Below are 18,447 nucleotides of genomic sequence, written 5' to 3'. Positions count from 1 at the left end.
GCCCGATGTGCCCGCATGAGTCCCGCGAAGCCCGACGAGATCCGCGACGACGTGGAGCTCACGAGCCTCGACAAGCCGCTGTTCGACGGGGCCGGGGCCACCAAACGCGATCTGATCGACTACCTCGACGCCGTTCGCGAGCGCATCCTGCCCGAGCTTCGCGACCGGCCGCTGTCGGTGATCCGCGTGCGGCCCGGCCAGCAGCCGTTCATGCAGAAGAACGTGCCGAAGTACACCCCCGACTACGTCCGGACCACCAGCGTGTGGGCCGAGGCGTCGCACCGCGAGGTGTCCTACGCGCTGTGCAACGACCGCCGCACGCTGCTCTGGTTCGCCAACCAGCGGGCCGTGGAGTACCACCCCACGCTGTTTCGCGTCGGGGAGAGCCACCCCACGTACATGGTGCTCGACCTCGATCCCCCGGAGGGCGACTCGTTCCCGCACGTCGTGCGCACCGCCCGGCTCGTCCGGCAGGCGCTGGCCGACTCCGGGCTCGCCGGAGTGGTGAAGACCAGCGGCGCGAAGGGACTGCACGTGTGTGTGCCGCTCGACGAGCACACGGGGTTCGAGGACGCTGCGGCGGCCACCCGGGCGCTCGCGGCGCGGGCGGCCCGGCTCGACCCGGACGTGGCCACCACGGCGTACATCAAGGAGGACCGCGGCGGCCGCGTCTTCGTCGACTCCACCCGCTCCGGCGGCGGCACGATCGTGGCGGCGTACAGCCCGCGGGCGCGGCCCGGCGTCCCCGTCTCGTTCCCGGTGACGTGGGACGAGCTCGACCACGTCACGCCTGCGGACTTCACCGTCCACACCGCGATCGCACGTCTCGGCGACGGCGACCCGTGGCACGAGCGGATGCCCGCGCCGCAGGTGCTGCCCGCCGACCTGGTCGAGGAGGGGCACACCATCCCGATCGCCCGCGTGCAGGCGATGCACGAAGGGAAACGGCGCGCCCGCGCCCGCCGGCAGTAGCGGAGCGGGCGGCGGGCGCCCTGCACGACTCACGCGCGTGAACCGGGCGACTCGCGGGCTCAGTGCGTGGGTGGCTCGTCCCTGCCTTCCGCCTCGGCCTTGTCAGCCTCGTCCTTCGTGCGGTGCACAACGCGGTCGGCGTGCTCCGGCGGCCCGTAGACGGTGTAGAGAACCAGCGGGTTCGGGCCGGTGTTGACGAAGTTGTGCTTCGTGCCCGACGGCACGACGACGAGGTCGCCCTCGTTCACGGTCTTCGTCTCCCCGCTCACCCTGGCCTCGCCGGTGCCGCTGACGAAGGTGAGGATCTGGTCGATGCCGTCGTGCACCTCCTCGCCGATCTCCCCGCCCGGCGGGATCGTCATGATGACGAGCTGGGTGTGCTCGCCGGTCCACAGGACGCGGCGGAAGTCGGCGCTGCGCTCGGCGACAGTGGCGATGGTGAAGTGGTCCATGCGGAGATGTGCCCGCAAAGGACCTTTCGCATTCCTCCGCGTGCTGGAAGCCGTGCGAAGATGCCGTCATGGTCTTGGAGATCGCCGACTTCGCCGTCCAACCGGGCACCGAGGAGCAGTTCACCGAGGCGGTGCGTGAGGGCGTCAAGTTCGTGTCGGACACGCCCGGATTCCGCGAGGCGCGGCTCACCCGCAGCGCGGAAACGCCCACCCGCTTCGTCCTGCTGGTGGAGTGGGACAGCATCGAGGCCCACACGGAGGGCTTCCGGAAGTCGGAGAACTACACGCGGTGGCGCCAGCTCATCAGCCCCTACTTCGCCGGCAACCCGCATGTCGAGCACTTCGACGACGTGCTCTGAGCTGACGATCCGCCCACGCGACGACGGCCCGGTTCGTCACTGAGAGTCGGCTGAGGGGTCGTTCCCGACCTTCGCATAACGTCGTCCTGTGCACCGAACCCTGCGCGCGCTCGCCGCGGTACTCACGCTCGCCACGGCCGCGCTGCTGGTTCCGACGGCCACCGCGTACGCAGCGCCGGAATCGTCGGTCCGCACGCAGGAGCAGCGCATCGAGGTGCCCGGTGGCCCGGGCACCTCCGGCCCCGTGAGCCTCGACACCACGCTCTACCTGCCCACCACCACCCCCGCCCCGGCCGTGCTCGTCGCGCACGGGTTCGGCGGGAGCAAGGCCTCGGTCGACGCCGATGCCCGCGACCTGGCCGACCGCGGTTTCGTCGTGCTGGCCTGGTCGGCCCGCGGCTTCGGCGCGAGCACCGGCCAGATCTCGCTGGACGCCCCCGACCACGAGGTCGCCGACGCACGAGCGCTGGTCGACTGGCTCGCCGCCCGCCCGGAGGTGACGCAGGACGGCCCCGGGGATCCGCGGGTCGGTGTCACGGGCGGTTCCTACGGCGGCGCGCTGGCGCTGCTCCTCGCCGGATACGACCGGCGAGTCGACGCCATCGCTCCGGTGATCACCTGGAACGACCTGGGCCAGGCCCTCTTCCCGAACGCCGCCACCACCGCCGCCCTCCCCGTCGACACGCCGGCTCACGGCGCGTCCGGACCCGACGGGGTGTTCAAGCGCGGCTGGGCGGGACTGCTCTTCTCCGCGGGCGCCTCCTCGTCCGACGACCCGGCGGACCCGGACCGAGCGGCGCAAGCCGGCAGCCCGGCTCCTGACGCGTCGCCCCCGGGTCCGGGCTCGTCGGCAGGCACCGCTCCCCCCACCGCCACGCCCGGTGCCCCGCTCCCCTGCGGGAGGTTCACCGCGGAGCTCTGCGCCGCCTACACGGACGTCGCCACGACCGGCAGGCTCTCCCCCGCCGTCGCCGCCCTGCTGCAGCGCTCGTCGCCGTCGACGGTGACCGGCCGGATCACCGCGCCGACCCTTCTGGTGCAGGGTGAGCAGGACACGCTCTTCGGGCTCGACCAGGCCGACGCCAACGCGCGCCAGATCGCCGCGAACGGCACCCCGGTGAAGGTCCTCTGGTACGGGGGCGGCCACGACGGCGGCGCTCCCGGCGATTCCGTGCGCGAGGCGATCGACGAGTGGCTCACCTTCCACCTCGCCCACACCGGCCCCGATCCAGGCACCGGATTCGCGTACACGGTCCAGAGCGGCGTGCGCACGGGCGGCAGCGCGCCCAACAGCCGCACCGTCGAGGCAACCGCCTACCCCGGCATCTCGGGATCCGCGGCGGTGGAGACCCATCAGCTCGGCCTGGAGGGCCCTGCCCAGCCCGTCGTCAACCCGGCAGGCGGCAACCCCGCCGCGATCACGTCACTGCCGGGCGTCGGATCGTCACTGGGCTCACTGGCCGGCAGGCTCTCGGCCGCCACGGCGGAGGTTCCCGGACAGTCCGCTGAGTTCCGCACCGCGGCGCTCGAGTCGCCCACCCTGGTCGCGGGCGTGCCGCGGGTCGACGTGTCGGTGTCGCGCGTTCCCGGCCAGCCCGCACCCGCCGAGGCCGTGCTGTTCGCGAAGACCTTCGAGGTGTCCCCCGACGGGCTGCGCACGCTGCTCGGCAGCGCGGTCGCCCCGATCCGGGTGCCCGTCCCGGCCGACGGCTCGGCGGCACGGGTCAGCGTCGCCCTGCCCGGCGTCGTTGCTCCGGTGGAGGCGGGAAACCACCTCGTCGTGGCGGTCAGCACCACCGACCAGGCCTTCGCGGGTCCCACCGAGCCTGCGGTCTGGCAGATCGGCCTCACCGGTGACGACGCCCTCACGGTGCCGGTGGTGCCGGGCCAGGCCGTCACCGCGAGCACCGTGCCACTCGTGCCGCTGATCGGCATCGGGGCGGTGCTGGCGCTGGCCCTGCTGGCCTGGGGCGCGTCGCGGCTGGCCGGACGCCGGGCACTGGCGGGCGCCGAGGCAGCAGCCGCCCCAGCCGCTCCGCCGCTGGAGGTCCGCGACCTCGCCAAGACCTACCGCGGCGGGTTCAGCGCGGTGAAGGGCGTCTCGTTCACCGTCCGCGCCGGGATGGTGCTGGGGCTGCTCGGCCCCAACGGCGCCGGTAAGACCACGGTGCTGCGAATGCTCATGGGCCTGATCAGGCCGAGCGCCGGGACGATCACGGCCTTCGGGCAGCCGGTCGGGCCGGGCGCGCCGGTGCTCGCGCGGATCGGCGCTTTCGTCGAGGGACCGGGGTTCCTGCCCCACCTCTCGGGCTTGGACAACCTGCGCCTCTACTGGGCCGCCACCGGACGTCCGGCGGAGGAGGCGCACCTCGACGAGGCCCTGCGGATCGCGGGGCTCGGGGCGTCGGTGCAGCGCCGGGTGGGCACCTACAGCCAGGGCATGCGGCAACGCCTGGCGATCGCGCAGGCCATGCTGGGCCTCCCGGAGTTGCTCGTCCTCGACGAGCCCACCAACGGGCTCGACCCGCCCCAGATCCACGCGATGCGCGAGGTGCTGCACCGGTACGCGGCGGGCGGGCGCACGGTGCTGGTCTCGAGCCACCTGCTCGCCGAGGTGGAGCAGACGTGCAGCCACGTCGTCGTGATGCACCAAGGTCAGGTCGTCGCCGACGGCACCGTCGACGACATCATCGCCGGCGGCGGAGCGGCCACATTCGGCGTCGACGCCCCGGTCCAGGCCGCCGCCGTGCTCAACGCGCTCACCGGCGTGCACGCCGTGGCGATCGAGGGCAGCTCGGTGCATGCCGAGCTCAACGGCACCCCGCGCGCCTCCGCCGTGCGAGCGCTCGTCGAGGGCGGGGTGGACGTCACGTCCGCAGGGCCGCGCCGGCGCCTCGAGGACGCATTCCTGCAGCTCGTCGGAGAGGACGCCGGAAAAATGGATGGTGCGCCGTGACGCTGAACGACGGTCCGTCCACCACGACGGGCACGGTCGGCGCACTCGCCGACGACGTCCGGCCCGCCCGGTACCGCCCCGGCCGCACGCTGCCACTGCGCGTGGAGCTGCGGCGTCAGCTGCTGCGCCGCCGCACGCAGGTGACGTTCGCGCTGGTCGGCCTGCTCCCGGTGATCCTGTGGATCGCGTTCGAGCTGGCCGACGACGGCACCACCACCGGCTCGCTGAACCTCGTGGACCTGGCGAAGGGCAGCGGGAGCAACTTCGCGGTGTTCGCGCTGTTCGCGTCGTCGTCGTTCCTCCTGGTCGTGGTGGTGGCGCTGTTCTTCGGCGACACGGTGGCAGCGGAAGCATCCTGGTCGAGCCTGCGCTACCTGCTCGCCGCACCGATCCCTCGAGCCAGGCTGCTGCGGCAGAAAGCGGTGGTGTCGGCGGCGCTGTCGGTGGCGGCGCTGCTGCTGCTCCCCGTGGTGTCCCTGGTGGTCGGCGCGCTGGCGTACGGGACCGGGAATCTGGTGAGCCCCACGGGCGAGTCCCTGACCTTCTGGACCGGTGTGGGGCGGGTGCTCCTCGCGGCCCTGTACATCGCGGTGCAGCTCAGCTGGGTGGCCGCGCTCGCCTTGCTGCTGTCCGTGAGCACCGACGCCCCGCTCGGGGCGGTGGGCGGCGCGGTGACGGTGTCGATCGTCTCCCAGATCCTCGACCAGATCACCGCGCTGGAGGATCTGCGCGACTACCTGCCCACCCACTACGACAGCGCGTGGGTGGGGCTGCTCTCGGAGCAGATCGACTGGGCCGGCATGACCCGCGGCGTCTTCTCCGCCCTCTGCTACGCGGCCGTGCTCGGCGCGCTGGCGGTGTGGCAGTTCCGTCGCAAGGACGTCACCAGCTAGCGCAGGCGCTACGTCCGCGCCGGCGTGCTCCCGCTCTCCCCCACGTCCACGGTGACGGGAGTGCTCACCGGCCGGGGCGTCCCGAGCAGCACACCCCCGATGATCACCACCCCCGCCACCAGCTCCACCGCGCTGGGCCGTTCGCCCAGCGCGGCCGCGGCGAGCGCGATCCCGACCACCGGCACCAGTAGCGAGTACGGTGCGACGACGCCGGCCGGGTAGCGGCGCATCAGCGTCGTCCAGATGCCGGAGCCGAGAATGGTGGCGAGGATGGCGAGGTAGGCGATCGACAGCACCCCGGGCACCCCCTCCACGGTGACGGCGCCGCGCAGGGCCGCCCAGTCCGCGACCGGCCCTTCCGTCAGCAACGAGGCCGCGAGCAGCGGGATCGGCGGCACCACGGACATCCAGAGCGTCAGGTGCAGCGGGTTCGGCGGGTCGGCGAGGCGGGCGGCGAGGTTGCCGAACGCCCAGCCCAACGCGCCGATCAGCGTGAGTACCAGCGGGATCAGGGCCGCGGCCTGCGCCTGCGCCACGGCGATGGCCAGGAGTCCGACCACCGCGAGAGTGATGCCCACGTCCTGCCGGGCGCTCATCCGTTCCCGCAGCAACACCGCCCCGAGCAGCACGGTGAACGGCGCCGACGCCTGCAGCACCAGCGATGCGAGCCCGGTGGGCATACCGACATCCATCGCCACGAACAGGAACAGGAACTGCACCGTGCCGAAGCCGAGCCCGTAACCGATCAGCCACCGCAGCGGAACCCGCGGGCGAGGCACCAGCAGCACCGTCGGGATCGCGAGCACGGCGAACCGCAACGCGGCGAGCAGGAGCGGCGGGTAGTGCTCCAGCCCCACGTGGATAGCGAGGAAGTTCGCGCCCCACAGCACGGCGACGACGGCAGCGAGTAGGCGGTCGCGGGCGGTCACTATGTCACGTTCCGCGTTGCGGACGACGAAGACCAGCGAATGTGGTGGTCCTCGCGATCAGGCGATCTGCGGGCGCAGCCGTTTGGGCAGCTTCGCGACGACCGCTGCGTAGGAGTCGTCAACGAGTTCGAGCAGCTCGTCGTCGGGGACCGTGCCGTCGATCGCCACGGTGTTCCAGCCGTGCCGCCCGATGTAGGGCATCACCGAGGCGGCGCCGGGGTAGCGGTGGCGGAGCTCGGCCGCCTCGTCGGCGTCCCGGCCACATTTGACGCCGAGCCCGCCCGTTCCGAGGAACGCGAAGATCTTGCCGCCCACCTTCGCCACGAGGTCGCCCTCCCACGGCTCGTCGGGGATGGCTCCTGGCTTGGCCAGGCAGTAGGCGACCAGCTCCTCGTGGTTCATGGCCGGCGCTCGGACGCCGGCCGCGACCGCAGTGCGAGCCACAGCAACACGAACAGCAGCACCGTGAACCAGACATACGTGCTGCCGATCACCTGCTGGAGCGGCGTCCACGCCAGCTCCCGGTTGTCGGCCCGGGGAAGGCCCTGCTGATGGGGCGCGATCACGAACACCGCCCCCATCGCGACGGTGACCGCCGTCCACGCCCGCGACCTCGCCCGCCACGCCGTGGCAGCGGCGACCAGCAGCGCGGGCGCCACCCACACCCAGTGGTGCGACCAGGAGGTGGGCGACACCAGCAGCGCGACACCCGCTGTGGCGACGAGCGCGAGCGGCGCGGAACCACGCCGGATCGCCGGCACCGCGAGTGCGAGCAGCCCGGCGGACAGCAACAGCCAGCAGATGGTGCGCGCGGAGCCGTCGACGTGCGCCCGCACGAGCACGGCCTCGAACGTCTGGTTGGTGAAGAACGGCGAACCGCTGACGCCGCCCGCCGGATTGTCCAGCCAGAACGTCCACGACTGGCCGGGCGCCACGACGAACCCGATGGCGGTGGCGATCGCACCGGACACGGCCGCGGTGGCCGCGGAGCGGTAGTCACGGCGCAACAGGAAGTACAGGACGAACGCTGCCGGCGTCAGCTTGATGGCGGCCGCGATCCCGACGAGCATGCCGCGTGGCCAGCGCGGCCGCGCCACCAGACAGTCGATCGCCACCAGCGCCATGAGCAGCAGGTTGATCTGCCCGAACTGGATGGTCTGGGACACCGGCTCGAGGCTCAGCGGCGGCCGCGGCGATGCGTCCGGCGCGTTGAAGTCGATGATCTTGCCGGGCTCCACGGCCAGGGCCAGCGGCAGCGCGATCGACGCCACCGACAAGGCCCCTGCTCGCCCACCGGCTTCCCACAACCGGCGCGCGACCACGTAGAGGGTGGCGCCGAGCGACAACGTCGAGAGCGCGAGCAGCCCCGTCCAGGCCACGACCCACGGCACGACGGCCAGCGGAATCATCGCCAGCGCGGCGAACGGCGTGTAGATGAACGGGAGCGCGATATGGGCCGCGGTCTGGGGCAGCGGCCCGTAGAGACCACCGCCGGACAACCACGCCTGCACTCCGAAGCGGTACACCTGCAGGTCGATGTGCCGGCCACCGGTGTAGATCACGACCCCGACCAGCACCAGTGCCAGGAGCGGAACCGTGACCAGCAGAACGCGCCGGGGTGTGCGGAGCAGATCGAGGATCCGCTGCTCGGTCGAGGTGCGGGCGGTGGATGCGCCGACAACCGTCACGCTGCTGCCCTCTCCTCCGCCGATAGATCGCCCGCCACGGTAGCTCCCGCCCGACCACCACCACCGAGCCCCCCTCCGGAGAGACCGGACACGGAGGCCCGCCCGCACCCGGCCGACAGCCGCCGCACGCACCGCAGGACATGGATGCGGCGTGCCGTCAGCGTGTGCGCTGCGGCGCGGACTCCGCGCGCGGGCGGGGCGTCACCGGATGCCGGCGGCGTCCATCCCGCGCAGTTCCTTCTTGAGGTCAGCGATCTCGTCGCGGAGGCGGGCCGCCAGCTCGAACTGCAGGTCGCGCGCCGCGGCGAGCATCTGGTCGGACAGCTGCTGCACCAGGTCGGCCAGCTCGGCGCGGGGCATCGTGGAGGTGTCGCGGCCGGCGACCACGCCCGAGCTGGCGCTGGCCCGGCCCGGTTCCCCCGCCGCGCGCTTGCCGCGGGACTGGTTGCGCCCGGATCCGCCCACCGGAACCTCGGAGTCCTCGGCCTCCCGGTACACCTGGTCGAGGATGTCGGCGATCTTCTTGCGCAACGGCTGTGGGTCGAGCCCGCGCTCCTCGTTGTAGGCGACCTGCTTGGCCCGCCGCCGGTCGGTCTCGTCGATCGCGAACTGCATCGACTCGGTGACCTTGTCGGCGTACATGTGCACCTCGCCCGACACGTTGCGCGCCGCGCGGCCGATGGTCTGGATCAGCGAGGTGCCGGAGCGGAGGAACCCCTCCTTGTCGGCATCGAGGATCGCGACCAGCGACACCTCGGGCAGGTCGAGGCCCTCCCGGAGCAGGTTGATGCCGACGAGCACGTCGAACTCGCCGAGCCGCAGCTGGCGCAGCAGCTCGACACGTCGCAGCGTGTCGACCTCCGAGTGCAGGTAGCGCACCCGGATGCCGAGCTCGAGCAGGTAGTCGGTGAGGTCCTCGGCCATCTTCTTGGTGAGCGTGGTGACGAGCACGCGCTCGTCGCGCTCGGAACGGCTGCGGATCTCGTGGACCAGGTCGTCGATCTGGCCCTTCGTCGGCTTCACGACGACCTTCGGGTCGACCAGACCGGTGGGCCGGATGACCTGCTCGACGAACTCCCCGCCCGTGCGGCTGAGCTCGTACGGGCCCGGCGTGGCCGACAGATAGACGGTCTGGCCGATGCGGTCGGCGAACTCCTCCCACGTCAACGGCCGGTTGTCGACCGCGGACGGCAGCCGGAACCCGTACTCGACGAGGTTGCGCTTGCGCGACATGTCGCCCTCGTACATCCCGCCGATCTGCGGGACCGTCTGGTGCGACTCGTCGATGACCAGGAGGAAGTTGTCGGGGAAGTAGTCGATGAGGGTGGCGGGCGCCGAACCGGGGCCACGACCGTCGATGTGGCGCGAGTAGTTCTCGATGCCCGAGCAGAACCCGACCTGACGGATCATCTCGATGTCGTACTGCGTGCGCATCCGCAGCCGCTGCGCCTCGAGCAGCTTGCCCTGGCGCTCGAGCTCGGCCAGCCGCTCCTCCAGCTCCTGCTCGATGTCGTGGACGGCGCGCTCCATGCGCTCGGGACCCGCGACGTAGTGGGTGGCCGGGAAGATGCGGACCTCGTCGACCTGCCGGATGACGTCGCCGGTGAGCGGGTGGAGGTAGTAGAGCGCCTCGATCTCGTCGCCGAAGAACTCGATGCGGATCGCGAGCTCCTCGTATGCCGGGATGATCTCCACCGTGTCGCCGCGCACACGGAAGGTGCCGCGGTTGAAGGCCAGGTCGTTACGCGTGTACTGCACGTCGACGAGCGCACGCAGCAGCTGGTCGCGATCGACGCTGCCGCCGACTTCGATCTGCACCGACCGGTCGAGGTAGGACTGCGGGGTGCCGAGGCCGTAGATGCAGGACACCGAGGCCACCACGACGACGTCGCTCCGGGAGAGCAGGTTGCTCGTGGCCGAGTGGCGCAGCCGCTCGACGTCCTCGTTGATCGAGGAGTCCTTCTCGATGTAGGTGTCGGTCTGCGCGATGTACGCCTCGGGTTGGTAGTAGTCGTAGTACGAGACGAAGTACTCGACCGCATTGTTGGGCAGCATCTCGCGCAGCTCGTTGGCCAGCTGCGCCGCGAGGGTCTTGTTGGGCGCCATCACCAGCGTGGGCCGCTGCAGCCGCTCGATCAGCCAGGCCGTGGTGGCCGACTTGCCCGTGCCCGTGGCGCCGAGCAGCACGACGTCCTGCTCGCCCGCCGTGATGCGCTTCTCCAGCTCGTCGATCGCAGCCGGCTGGTCGCCCGCGGGCTCGAACTCGCTGACGACCTCGAACCGTCCGCCGGTGCGGGGGATCTCCCCCACCGGACGGAACTCTGAGTGGGCGACCGGCACGTCCTGCTTCGCTGCGCTGCCGGGAACCTCTGTCGCGAATGCCACGGTTCCAGGGTACGAGCCCCCACCGACACTTCGCCGATCCCGCCGAGGAGCGGAGGCGAATCGGGCATCGACACCGAGCGCGCAGCGAACATCGGCAGGACCTGACAGGATCGGGGCGGTGCATCCGCCGAAGATCGCCACCTTCGACGTCCCGGCCCGCATCAACATCGATACCAAGGGTGTTGCCCGCGCTGTCGACGAATACCGGGTCACGCCGTACGGGCTCTACATGAGCAGAGCCATGATCGACCGGCCCACGGCCCACTGGATGGAGTCGTGGCTCCTTCCGGACCTCGGCCTGTGCGTCACCGACTGGTGGTGGAATCCCGGCCACCGCCGCGACCAGGACTTCTATCTCGACGTATGCGAGATCGTGCGTGACGGCGGACGGTGGACGCTCACCGACCACTACCTCGACGTGGTGGTACGGCACCGGCGCAGCGCTCTGGTGGTGGACATCGACGAGTTCGTCACCGCGGTGGCGCTCGGGCTGCTCGAGCCGCATGCCGCCGAGACGGCACTGGACCGCGCCTTCCGCGCCGTGGACGGCCTCGCCTCACACGGCCACGACCTCGACGCCTGGCTCGCAGAGCGCGGGATCGTGCTCACCTGGAAACGCCACGACAAGAAGCCGTGACGCCAGCACTCCGGCGTCCGCCGCCTCGCCAGCACGTGCGACGCCGACGCCCGGACCCCCGCAGGTGAGCGGGGGTCCGGGCGACTGCTCCGCAGCCTCGACCTAGGCGATGCCCGAGGTCGAGGCAGCCGCCGGACTGGTGCTGGAGTCCGACGTCGTCGGTGATGTCGATGACGGCGACGACGTCGTCTTGGGTGGGCTGGACGGGCTGGCGTTGTTCGAGGAGGACGGCGGGTCATCCGGAGTGCTGGGCTCGGTGGGTGGTGGCTCCGTGGGCCGAGACGTCGTCGACGGCGGCGGAGTCCGCGTCGTCGTCGTCGGCCGCGTCGTCGTCGGGTCCGGTCGCTCTGTGGTGGTCGGCGGAGGTGTCCACGGCGGCCGGGTCGGCTCCCGCGTCGGAGACGGCTCCGGCGACGTGGTGGGCGGTGGCGGAGGCGGCGGAGGCGGGGGTGGCGGCCCGGCCGGACCCGGCGGAACAACCACGGGCGGCGGCGCACCCGGAACGACGGGTGGCTGCTCGTGCGGGGCCACCTCGTTGGGTCGACGGAACCTGTCGTCCGAACCAGCCGGGGCAGGGGCGCCCGCGTTGTCGTCCGGGTGGGAGACGGGCTGCGGGGAGTCGGGCGAGATGACCGGTTCGGTGCCGACATCGCCCTGGGTGCCGACCGGGGCGGAGCCCGGGGCGACGGTGGCGGCGTCGGCCGAGGATGCCGGTGCCGCGACCTGGAGGATCGCCGTGGTGGCGCCGAGCGCACCGACCGTGAGCACTGCGGCGGCAGCGGCAGTGCTGGCACGGTTGAGCGTGCCGGCCCGGCGGATCACGGAATCCACTGCGGGCAGGGTGACGGCAGCGGCGAGCTGATCGTCGAGCCGCCTGAACTCCCGCGTCACTCGGTCGAACTCCTCGGTCACCGCTGTTCCCCCCTCTGATCGTCTCTGCCGGTCCGGCGCTCCGAGCCGCCGTACACGGCGTCGTACGCGTCGGACGCGAAATCACCGGGCCGGTAGTCCCCATACCCCGCGCCACGACCTTCGGATCCGTGCCCCTCGGATCCGAAGGTGTCGAAAGCCGTGTCGCCACCCATGCCGGCGTTCACGGTGTCGCCGACCGCACCTCCCAATACCTCGGGAAGGACGTCTGCCATTCCCTCGGTGACAACCAACCGTGCGCGGGCCAGCCTCGCCTGGACCGACCCCATCGAGACCTGCTCCACGGCGGAGATCTCGGCAAGCGACACCCCGGCCATGTGGGACAGGACGACGGCCCGCCGCTCGGCTGCCGTCAGCCTCCCGAGCGCCTTGAGCATGGCGGCGGTACGTGCGTCGACGCCCTCGCCGACCGCGCGAGGCCTTCCGATGCCGATGCGGGCCAGCATGCGTCGCCAGCTCCGGATGGTGGATCGGACCGCCACCCGCCGGATCCATGCGCTCGGATCCGGTGAGCGGCCGATCACCGCCCAGTTCCGCCAGGCCCGCGAGTACGCGTCCTGGACGGCGTCATGGGCCTCACCCGGGTCGAGGGTGATCGCGTAGAGCTGAGCGACGAGACGCTGGTAGTTGGCCTCGAGATGCGCCCCGAAGTCGACCCGCAGCTGCGCAGGGGTCGCCACGGGACCGTGGCGCACGACCTGCGTGGAACCTGACCTGGACTGCACGTGCGCGCTGCCGTGGCCGTCGTCGGAACCCGGAGGATGATCGACCGGTGTGCCCACCGTCACGTCCCCCCGCCCGCCGGAGCCGAGCTGGTCACCCGGATGTGGATTTTCCTGTCCCTCCATCGTGTCACGGTGGCGCACCGTTACGACGGAGCAACCGATCACTCCAACGAGGGAACCCAGCCAGAGGATGCGGCCCATGTGTCAGCTCGTGGAGCGGCCGCGTCGAACCATGGCTCCTTGACCTCGACGTAGCGGCGCGCGTCGGCGTCGCCCCCGTATCGCGCCTCGGCTGCGCGCTTGACCGCCAGGTACTCCTCGCGGGCCGCGGCATCGGCCCGAAGCCAGTCGCGGAAGAGCAGCGCATAGCGCCAGCCGGGCGAGCCGACCTCGCGAACGTGCAGGTGGACGACCTGCCCAGGGTCGGCCGAGCCGTGGTAGCGCTTCGGCCAGGGAGGTGAGCCCGGCGGCTTGGCGTTGTCGCGGTCGATGTCGGGGCGCCACGGGAAGCCCACATCCTGCAACGCATCCCGCACGGCGTCGGCGTCGGCCAGCGACTCCACGCCGAGCTGCAGATCGATCACGTCCTTGGCAGGCAGCCCGGGCACCGCGGTCGATCCGGTGTGCGCGACCCCGCGGCTCCGCTCCCCCGCCGCTGCCGCCACCCGCGCGCACAGCCGCGCACCCTCGGCCGCCCACTCCGGGCGGGGCGGGGCGAGCCGGGGCGCGCCGGCCTTCACCGTGCGCCGCAACCGCAGGTTCTCCTCGAACGGGACGAGCCGATCGCCCCAGAGCCGGTCGACGGCGGCCTCGAGGTCAGCCGGATCGCCGTTGTTGTCGAGCCACACGTCCGCGGCTGCCCGGCGCGCGGCGTCGTCGGCCTGGGCGGCGATGCGGGCACGCGCGTCGGACTCGGGCATGCCACGGAGCTCCACGAGCCGCCGGACCCGCTCCTCCGCGTCGGCGTGAACCACCACGACCAGCGGGAACAGCGGTGCCATCCGGCCCTCGACGAGCAGCGGGACGTCCTGCACCACCACCGCGTCGGCCGGCGCCGCCGCGATCAGCTCCTCGGATCGCTGCCGGACCCGCGGATGCACGATCCCGTTGAGCCGCTCACGCGCGGCAGGGTCATGGAAGACCACGGACGCGAGCGCCGCCCGGTCCAGGCCCCCGTCCTCGGCCAGCATGTCGTCGCCGAACTCCGCGACGATCTTCGCGAGGCCCTCGGTGCCCGCGGCCACGACCTCGCGGGCGAGGAGATCGGAGTCGACCAGCACCGCTCCGCGCTCCACCAGCCGCCGGGCCACCGTCGACTTGCCAGAACCGATCCCGCCGGTCAGCCCCACCCGCAGCACGGCAGCCACGCTACCCCGTCAGGACGAACCACCCTGCGGGCCCGCCGCGTTGCCCACCGCGGTGGCCGTCGGCGATGACGGCGGCGGCGGTGCGGTCACGGACGTGCTCACCGCCGGGAGCACGCGCAACGCGAGGTCGACCAGCGCGTCCCCACGTGGACGATCATCCGGCAGTTGCTGGTTCGGAAGCACGAGCGTCAGGTTGGTGACCCCGTTGACCACCATGAGAACGGCCTCGTCCGGGCGTTCGACGAGCACGGCGGACGCGCTGCCGATGGGCAGTTCGCGACGATCGCCGTCCTCGGCGTCGGCGTTCACGCGCCACTGCTTGGCGGAGGAGTCCGGATCGGCGTAGGCCGACGAGTTGACGCTGAGCAGGGTGCGACCGCGAGCCGGACCGCCCGCCGTGCCGTTGTACGAGCAGGCCACGCGTTCCGTGCGGCTGACCGACGGCTCCGGAACACCTCTCGTGGTACGCACGTCCACCGAGCCGAGCGGCAGACCGAGCACCGCCTCGAGGTCTCCGACCGTGAGGATCCGGGTGCAGTCGTCGGGAAGGACGCCCTGGTCCGCCTCGGGCACCGCCGTGGCCATCACCTGGGCATCCGAGGGAAACGTCGGCACCTCGGTGCGTTCGGCGGAGGACGTGCTGCACGCGGTCAGCGCGATGACCGCGGCGGCCAGTCCGGCGCCGAGACGTCCGTACCGCCGGTCTGCCCCCCGCATGGAACTACGGTAGGGCGAAATCACCCGGACCTCGCGCTAGAACCCCCATTCGGCGGCCAACGCATCCCAACCGTGACTGATCGGCTGAGGACATGGAACAGCCCCGGTGACGGACGGTCACCAGGGCTGTTCCGTTTGGTCTAACCGCGGGGTGATCAGGCTCCGCCGGAGAGCTTCTCCCGCAGCGCCGCCAGCTGCTCGTCGCTGGCGAGCGACCCACCGGACTCGGCCGGCTCACCGCCACCCTGCGAGGAGTAGTTGGTGCCGCCGCCGTCGGCAGCCGCCTCGGCCTCGGCCTCGGCCGACTTCTTGATCTGCGTGATGTGCTGCTCGTAGCGGGCGTGCGCCTCGGCGTACTCCTTCTCCCAGGCCTCGCGCTGAGCCTCGAAGCCCTCCTGCCACTCGCCGCTCTCGACGTCGAAGCCCTCGGGGTAGATGTAGTTGCCCTGGTCGTCGTACTCGGCGGCCATGCCGTAGCGGGTGGGGTCGAACTCGGTGTCGACCGTCATGCCCTCGTTGGCCTGCTTGAGCGACAGCGAGATGCGCCGCCGGTCGAGGTCGATGTCGATGACCTTGACCATGCAGTCGTCGCCGACCTGAACGACCTGCTCCGGGATCTCCACGTGGCGCTCGGCCAGCTCGGAGATGTGCACCAGACCCTCGATGCCCTCCTCGACGCGGACGAACGCACCGAAGGGAACGAGCTTGGTGACCTTGCCCGGCACGATCTGGCCGATCGCGTGGGTGCGGGCGTAGAGCCGCCACGGGTCCTCCTGCGTCGCCTTCAGCGACAGGGAGACACGCTCGCGGTCGAGGTCGACGTCGAGAACCTCGACGGTGACCTCCTGGCCCACCTCGACGACCTCGCTCGGGTGGTCGATGTGCTTCCAGGACAGCTCGGAGACGTGCACCAGACCGTCGACCCCGCCCAGGTCGACGAACGCACCGAAGTTGACCACCGAGGAGACGACACCCTTGCGCACCTGGCCACGGGCCAGCTGGTTGAGGAACTCGCTGCGGACCTCGGACTGGGTCTGCTCCAGCCACGCCCGGCGGGACAGCACCACGTTGTTGCGGTTCTTGTCCAGCTCGATGATCTTGGCCTCGATCTTGCGGCCGACGTACGGCTGGAGGTCGCGCACCCGGCGCATCTCGACCAGCGAGGCCGGGAGGAAGCCGCGGAGCCCGATGTCCAGGATCAGGCCGCCCTTGACGACCTCGATGACCGTGCCCTCGACGGGCTCGTCGGCCTCCTTGAGGGCCTCGATCGTGCCCCAAGCGCGCTCGTACTGCGCACGCTTCTTGGACAGGATCAGGCGGCCTTCCTTGTCCTCCTTCTGAAGAACGAGGGCCTCGACGTACTCACCGACCGACACGACCTCCGCGGGGTCGACGTCATGCTTGATCGAGAGCTCCCGAGAGGGGATGACGCCCTCGGTCTTGTAGCCGATATCGAGCAGGACCTCGTCGCGATCGACCTTGACGATGGTGCCCTCGACGATGTCGCCATCGTTGAAGTACTTGATCGTCTGGTCGATAGCGGCGAGAAAGTCCTCCTCCGACCCGATGTCGTTGACGGCGACCTGCGGCGTTGTGGTCGGGGCGGCGGTGGTGTCGGTGGACATGTAGTGGGGTGCTCCGGTTATGGATGGAATGGTGGTGCTGACCAGGTGGAGTACGTCTCGTGACGTGGTGCTGTCACCCTTGCTCATGGATCGTTGCTGAAGAACGTGCGTGACGTGGCCGGTCGAAGCGCGCGCTGAACCCGCGACGTTGACCACTTCGCTCCTACCATGCTACGCGCGACCCGATCAGCACGGCAATGCGGGTGGGCCCCGCTCAACTGCCACGATGCACCGGTGAGCGCGGAGGAGCGGCTGGGAACGGCCGGAGTGGCGCGGCGGCCCGTGGGCGCGGCGGAATCACAACGGGCAAGCCGGATGTGGTGGGACGCCGACGCCGAAGACTATCTGGCCGAGCACGGACGGGACATCGGTGACGTCGATTTCGTCTGGTGCCCCGAGGGCTTGCGCGAGGCCGACGCCCACCTGCTCGGCGACGTCACGGGGGCGCGGGTGCTGGAGGTCGGATGCGGATCCGCTCCCTGCTCCCGCTGGCTCGCCCGCGCCGGGGCGAGGCCGGTGGCGCTGGACCTCTCCGGCGCGATGCTGCGCCACGCCGTCGAGCTCGGGGCGGCCACCGGCACGCCGGTGCCGCTCGTACAGGCCGGCGCCGAGCGGCTCCCCTTCGCCGACGGGTCCTTCGACGTGGCCTGCTCCGCGTTCGGTGCGGTGCCGTTCGTGGCGGAGCCGGAGCGGGTGATGTGCGAGGTCGCCCGGGTGCTGCGGTCGGGAGGACGCTGGGTGTTCGCCGTGAACCACCCCATGCGCTGGATGTTCTCCGACGACCCGGGGCCTGACGGCCTCACCGTGCAGCAGTCGTACTTCGACCGCACCCCGTACCTCGAGGTGGACGGCGAGGGCCGAGCCACCTACGTCGAGCACCACCGGACGCTCGGCGACCGCGTACGCGACGTCGTGGCCGCCGGGCTTCTCCTCGACGACATCGTCGAGCCGGAGTGGCCGGAGGGCCGGGAGACGGTGTGGGGCCAGTGGTCCCCCCTGCGGGGCGCCCTGTTCCCCGGAACCGCGATCTTCGTGTGCCACAAACCCTGACCCCTGCCGGGGGGCCTGCACGGACGAGAATGCCCCTCGTTCAGACCTATCGGACGACAGTGCTGCAGTGCTGCTCGGCCCCACCCGAGCAGTGCAAGGGACCCCTCAGGCGCCCGGCCGCCGGACGAGAGTGCCCCTCACGCCTCCCCACCGCACGAGAGTGTGCCGCTCGTCCGCACCGGGAGGCGCACCGGCGCGTCCAGCCTCCGCGCCCCGCGGTGTCGCCGGGTTGCGGAGAAGCACGACTGGCGGCACCGGGAGCTGCTCGACACCGGCGCCGTGCGGGTCAACCGGGCGTGAGCCAGGCCTCCCCGACTCACCGGCGACCTGTCCTAAAGTGCCGACCGTGCCGATAGCTCCCGAGGAACTCCCGCCGCTCTCCACCGTCGAGCAGCTCGCCGAGCGCATGGGGATCGAGCTGGTGAAGGTGGGCCTCGATGAGGTCGTCGGCACCCTCCCGGTCACAGGCAACCGCCAGCCGTTCGGCCTGCTGCACGGCGGTGCGAGCGCGGTGCTCGCGGAGTCGCTCGGCTCCACCCTGTCGGCGCTGCACGTGCTGCCCGACCGGTTTCCCGTCGGGCTCGAGCTGGCCTGCACCCATCACGCCGCAGCCAAGGACGGCCTCGTCACCGGTGTCGCGCGCCCGATTCACGTCGGCCGCAGCACCTCGACCAGCGAGATCGTCATCACGGACGAGAGCGGCAGGCGCATCTGCACCGCGAAGCTCACCTGCCTGCATCGCGACAACAGGCCCTGAGCGAC

Annotated in this window: 17 protein-coding genes; 8 read left to right on the top strand and 9 right to left on the bottom strand. The window is 71.4% G+C overall.

The annotated features are described in order from the left end of the window. Positions 1-15: 15 nt before the first annotated feature. Positions 16-972 (top strand): non-homologous end-joining DNA ligase, encoded by a 957-nt coding sequence (gene ligD, locus ACQPZQ_RS14080; RefSeq protein ID WP_433295747.1) that lies wholly within the window; start codon positions 16-18, stop codon positions 970-972. Positions 973-1,031: 59 nt separating this feature from the next. Here the strand turns inward: ligD and ACQPZQ_RS14075 are convergent, their stop codons facing one another. After that, positions 1,032-1,424 carry a cupin domain-containing protein gene (locus ACQPZQ_RS14075; RefSeq protein ID WP_433295745.1) on the bottom strand — a complete coding sequence of 131 codons (393 nt, stop codon included), beginning with the start codon at positions 1,422-1,424 and terminating at the stop codon, positions 1,032-1,034. Positions 1,425-1,492: 68 nt separating this feature from the next. On the opposite strand from ACQPZQ_RS14075, the gene ACQPZQ_RS14070 reads away from it, so the two are divergent. The 3 genes from ACQPZQ_RS14070 (at position 1,493) to ACQPZQ_RS14060 (ending at position 5,632) form a co-directional block, all read left to right on the top strand. After that, positions 1,493-1,783 carry an antibiotic biosynthesis monooxygenase family protein gene (locus tag ACQPZQ_RS14070; RefSeq protein WP_344725448.1) on the top strand — a complete coding sequence of 97 codons (291 nt, stop codon included), beginning with the start codon at positions 1,493-1,495 and terminating at the stop codon, positions 1,781-1,783. Positions 1,784-1,871: 88 nt separating this feature from the next. Beyond that, a complete protein-coding gene (locus tag ACQPZQ_RS14065) occupies positions 1,872-4,739 on the top strand; it encodes an alpha/beta fold hydrolase (protein ID WP_433295743.1) in 2,868 nt (955 codons plus the stop codon). A 2-nt stretch (positions 4,740-4,741) separates the two neighbouring features. Beyond that, positions 4,742-5,632 carry an ABC transporter permease gene (locus ACQPZQ_RS14060; RefSeq protein ID WP_433299186.1) on the top strand — a complete coding sequence of 297 codons (891 nt, stop codon included), beginning with the start codon at positions 4,742-4,744 and terminating at the stop codon, positions 5,630-5,632. An 8-nt stretch (positions 5,633-5,640) separates the two neighbouring features. Here ACQPZQ_RS14060 and ACQPZQ_RS14055 read toward each other — a convergent pair whose 3' ends face one another. From ACQPZQ_RS14055 to uvrB, 4 genes are all read right to left on the bottom strand, one after another. Beyond that, positions 5,641-6,561: an EamA family transporter gene (locus ACQPZQ_RS14055; protein WP_433295741.1), complete on the bottom strand. Its 921-nt coding sequence runs from the start codon at positions 6,559-6,561 to the stop codon at positions 5,641-5,643. Positions 6,562-6,618: 57 nt separating this feature from the next. After that, positions 6,619-6,963: an MmcQ/YjbR family DNA-binding protein gene (locus ACQPZQ_RS14050; RefSeq protein WP_433295739.1), complete on the bottom strand. Its 345-nt coding sequence runs from the start codon at positions 6,961-6,963 to the stop codon at positions 6,619-6,621. Then, positions 6,960-8,249: a glycosyltransferase family 87 protein gene (locus ACQPZQ_RS14045; RefSeq protein WP_433295737.1), complete on the bottom strand. Its 1,290-nt coding sequence runs from the start codon at positions 8,247-8,249 to the stop codon at positions 6,960-6,962. The genes ACQPZQ_RS14050 and ACQPZQ_RS14045 overlap by 4 nt, the downstream gene beginning before the upstream one ends. 201 nt (positions 8,250-8,450) lie before the next feature. Next, entirely contained in the window at positions 8,451-10,634 is a 2,184-nt protein-coding gene (gene uvrB, locus ACQPZQ_RS14040) for an excinuclease ABC subunit UvrB (protein WP_433295735.1), read from the bottom strand. Positions 10,635-10,743: 109 nt separating this feature from the next. Here uvrB and ACQPZQ_RS14035 point away from each other — a divergent pair, with 109 nt between their 5' ends. Next, positions 10,744-11,271, top strand: coding sequence for a DUF402 domain-containing protein (locus tag ACQPZQ_RS14035; protein ID WP_433299184.1), 528 nt, complete (start codon positions 10,744-10,746; stop codon positions 11,269-11,271). Between the two features lie 109 nt (positions 11,272-11,380). After that, on the top strand, positions 11,381-12,133 hold the full coding sequence (locus ACQPZQ_RS14030) for a hypothetical protein (protein ID WP_433295733.1): 753 nt from the start codon (positions 11,381-11,383) through the stop codon (positions 12,131-12,133). 46 nt (positions 12,134-12,179) lie between these two features. Here the strand turns inward: ACQPZQ_RS14030 and ACQPZQ_RS14025 are convergent, their stop codons facing one another. From ACQPZQ_RS14025 to rpsA, 4 genes are all read right to left on the bottom strand, one after another. Continuing rightward, entirely contained in the window at positions 12,180-13,049 is an 870-nt protein-coding gene (locus tag ACQPZQ_RS14025; RefSeq protein ID WP_433295731.1) for an RNA polymerase sigma factor, read from the bottom strand. Between the two features lie 38 nt (positions 13,050-13,087). Continuing rightward, positions 13,088-14,284 carry a dephospho-CoA kinase gene (coaE, locus tag ACQPZQ_RS14020; RefSeq protein ID WP_433295729.1) on the bottom strand — a complete coding sequence of 399 codons (1,197 nt, stop codon included), beginning with the start codon at positions 14,282-14,284 and terminating at the stop codon, positions 13,088-13,090. An 18-nt stretch (positions 14,285-14,302) separates the two neighbouring features. Further along, positions 14,303-15,010, bottom strand: coding sequence for a hypothetical protein (locus ACQPZQ_RS14015; RefSeq protein WP_433295727.1), 708 nt, complete (start codon positions 15,008-15,010; stop codon positions 14,303-14,305). Positions 15,011-15,165: 155 nt separating this feature from the next. Continuing rightward, complete coding sequence (gene rpsA / locus ACQPZQ_RS14010) at positions 15,166-16,635, bottom strand: 30S ribosomal protein S1 (RefSeq protein ID WP_241041234.1); 1,470 nt, start codon at positions 16,633-16,635, stop codon at positions 15,166-15,168. Between the two features lie 168 nt (positions 16,636-16,803). On the opposite strand from rpsA, the gene ACQPZQ_RS14005 reads away from it, so the two are divergent. Next, the gene (locus tag ACQPZQ_RS14005) at positions 16,804-17,685 is read left to right on the top strand and encodes a class I SAM-dependent methyltransferase (protein WP_433295725.1); all 882 of its coding nucleotides are present in this window, start codon (positions 16,804-16,806) and stop codon (positions 17,683-17,685) included. 346 nt (positions 17,686-18,031) lie between these two features. Further along, on the top strand, positions 18,032-18,442 hold the full coding sequence (locus ACQPZQ_RS14000) for a PaaI family thioesterase (RefSeq protein WP_433295723.1): 411 nt from the start codon (positions 18,032-18,034) through the stop codon (positions 18,440-18,442). The last annotated feature ends 5 nt before the right edge of the window (positions 18,443-18,447 follow it).

The organism is Pseudonocardia sp. CA-142604 (assembly GCF_050948475.1).
GTDB lineage: Bacteria > Actinomycetota > Actinomycetes > Mycobacteriales > Pseudonocardiaceae > Pseudonocardia > Pseudonocardia alaniniphila.
This window is presented reverse-complemented; position numbering and strand designations above follow the sequence as displayed.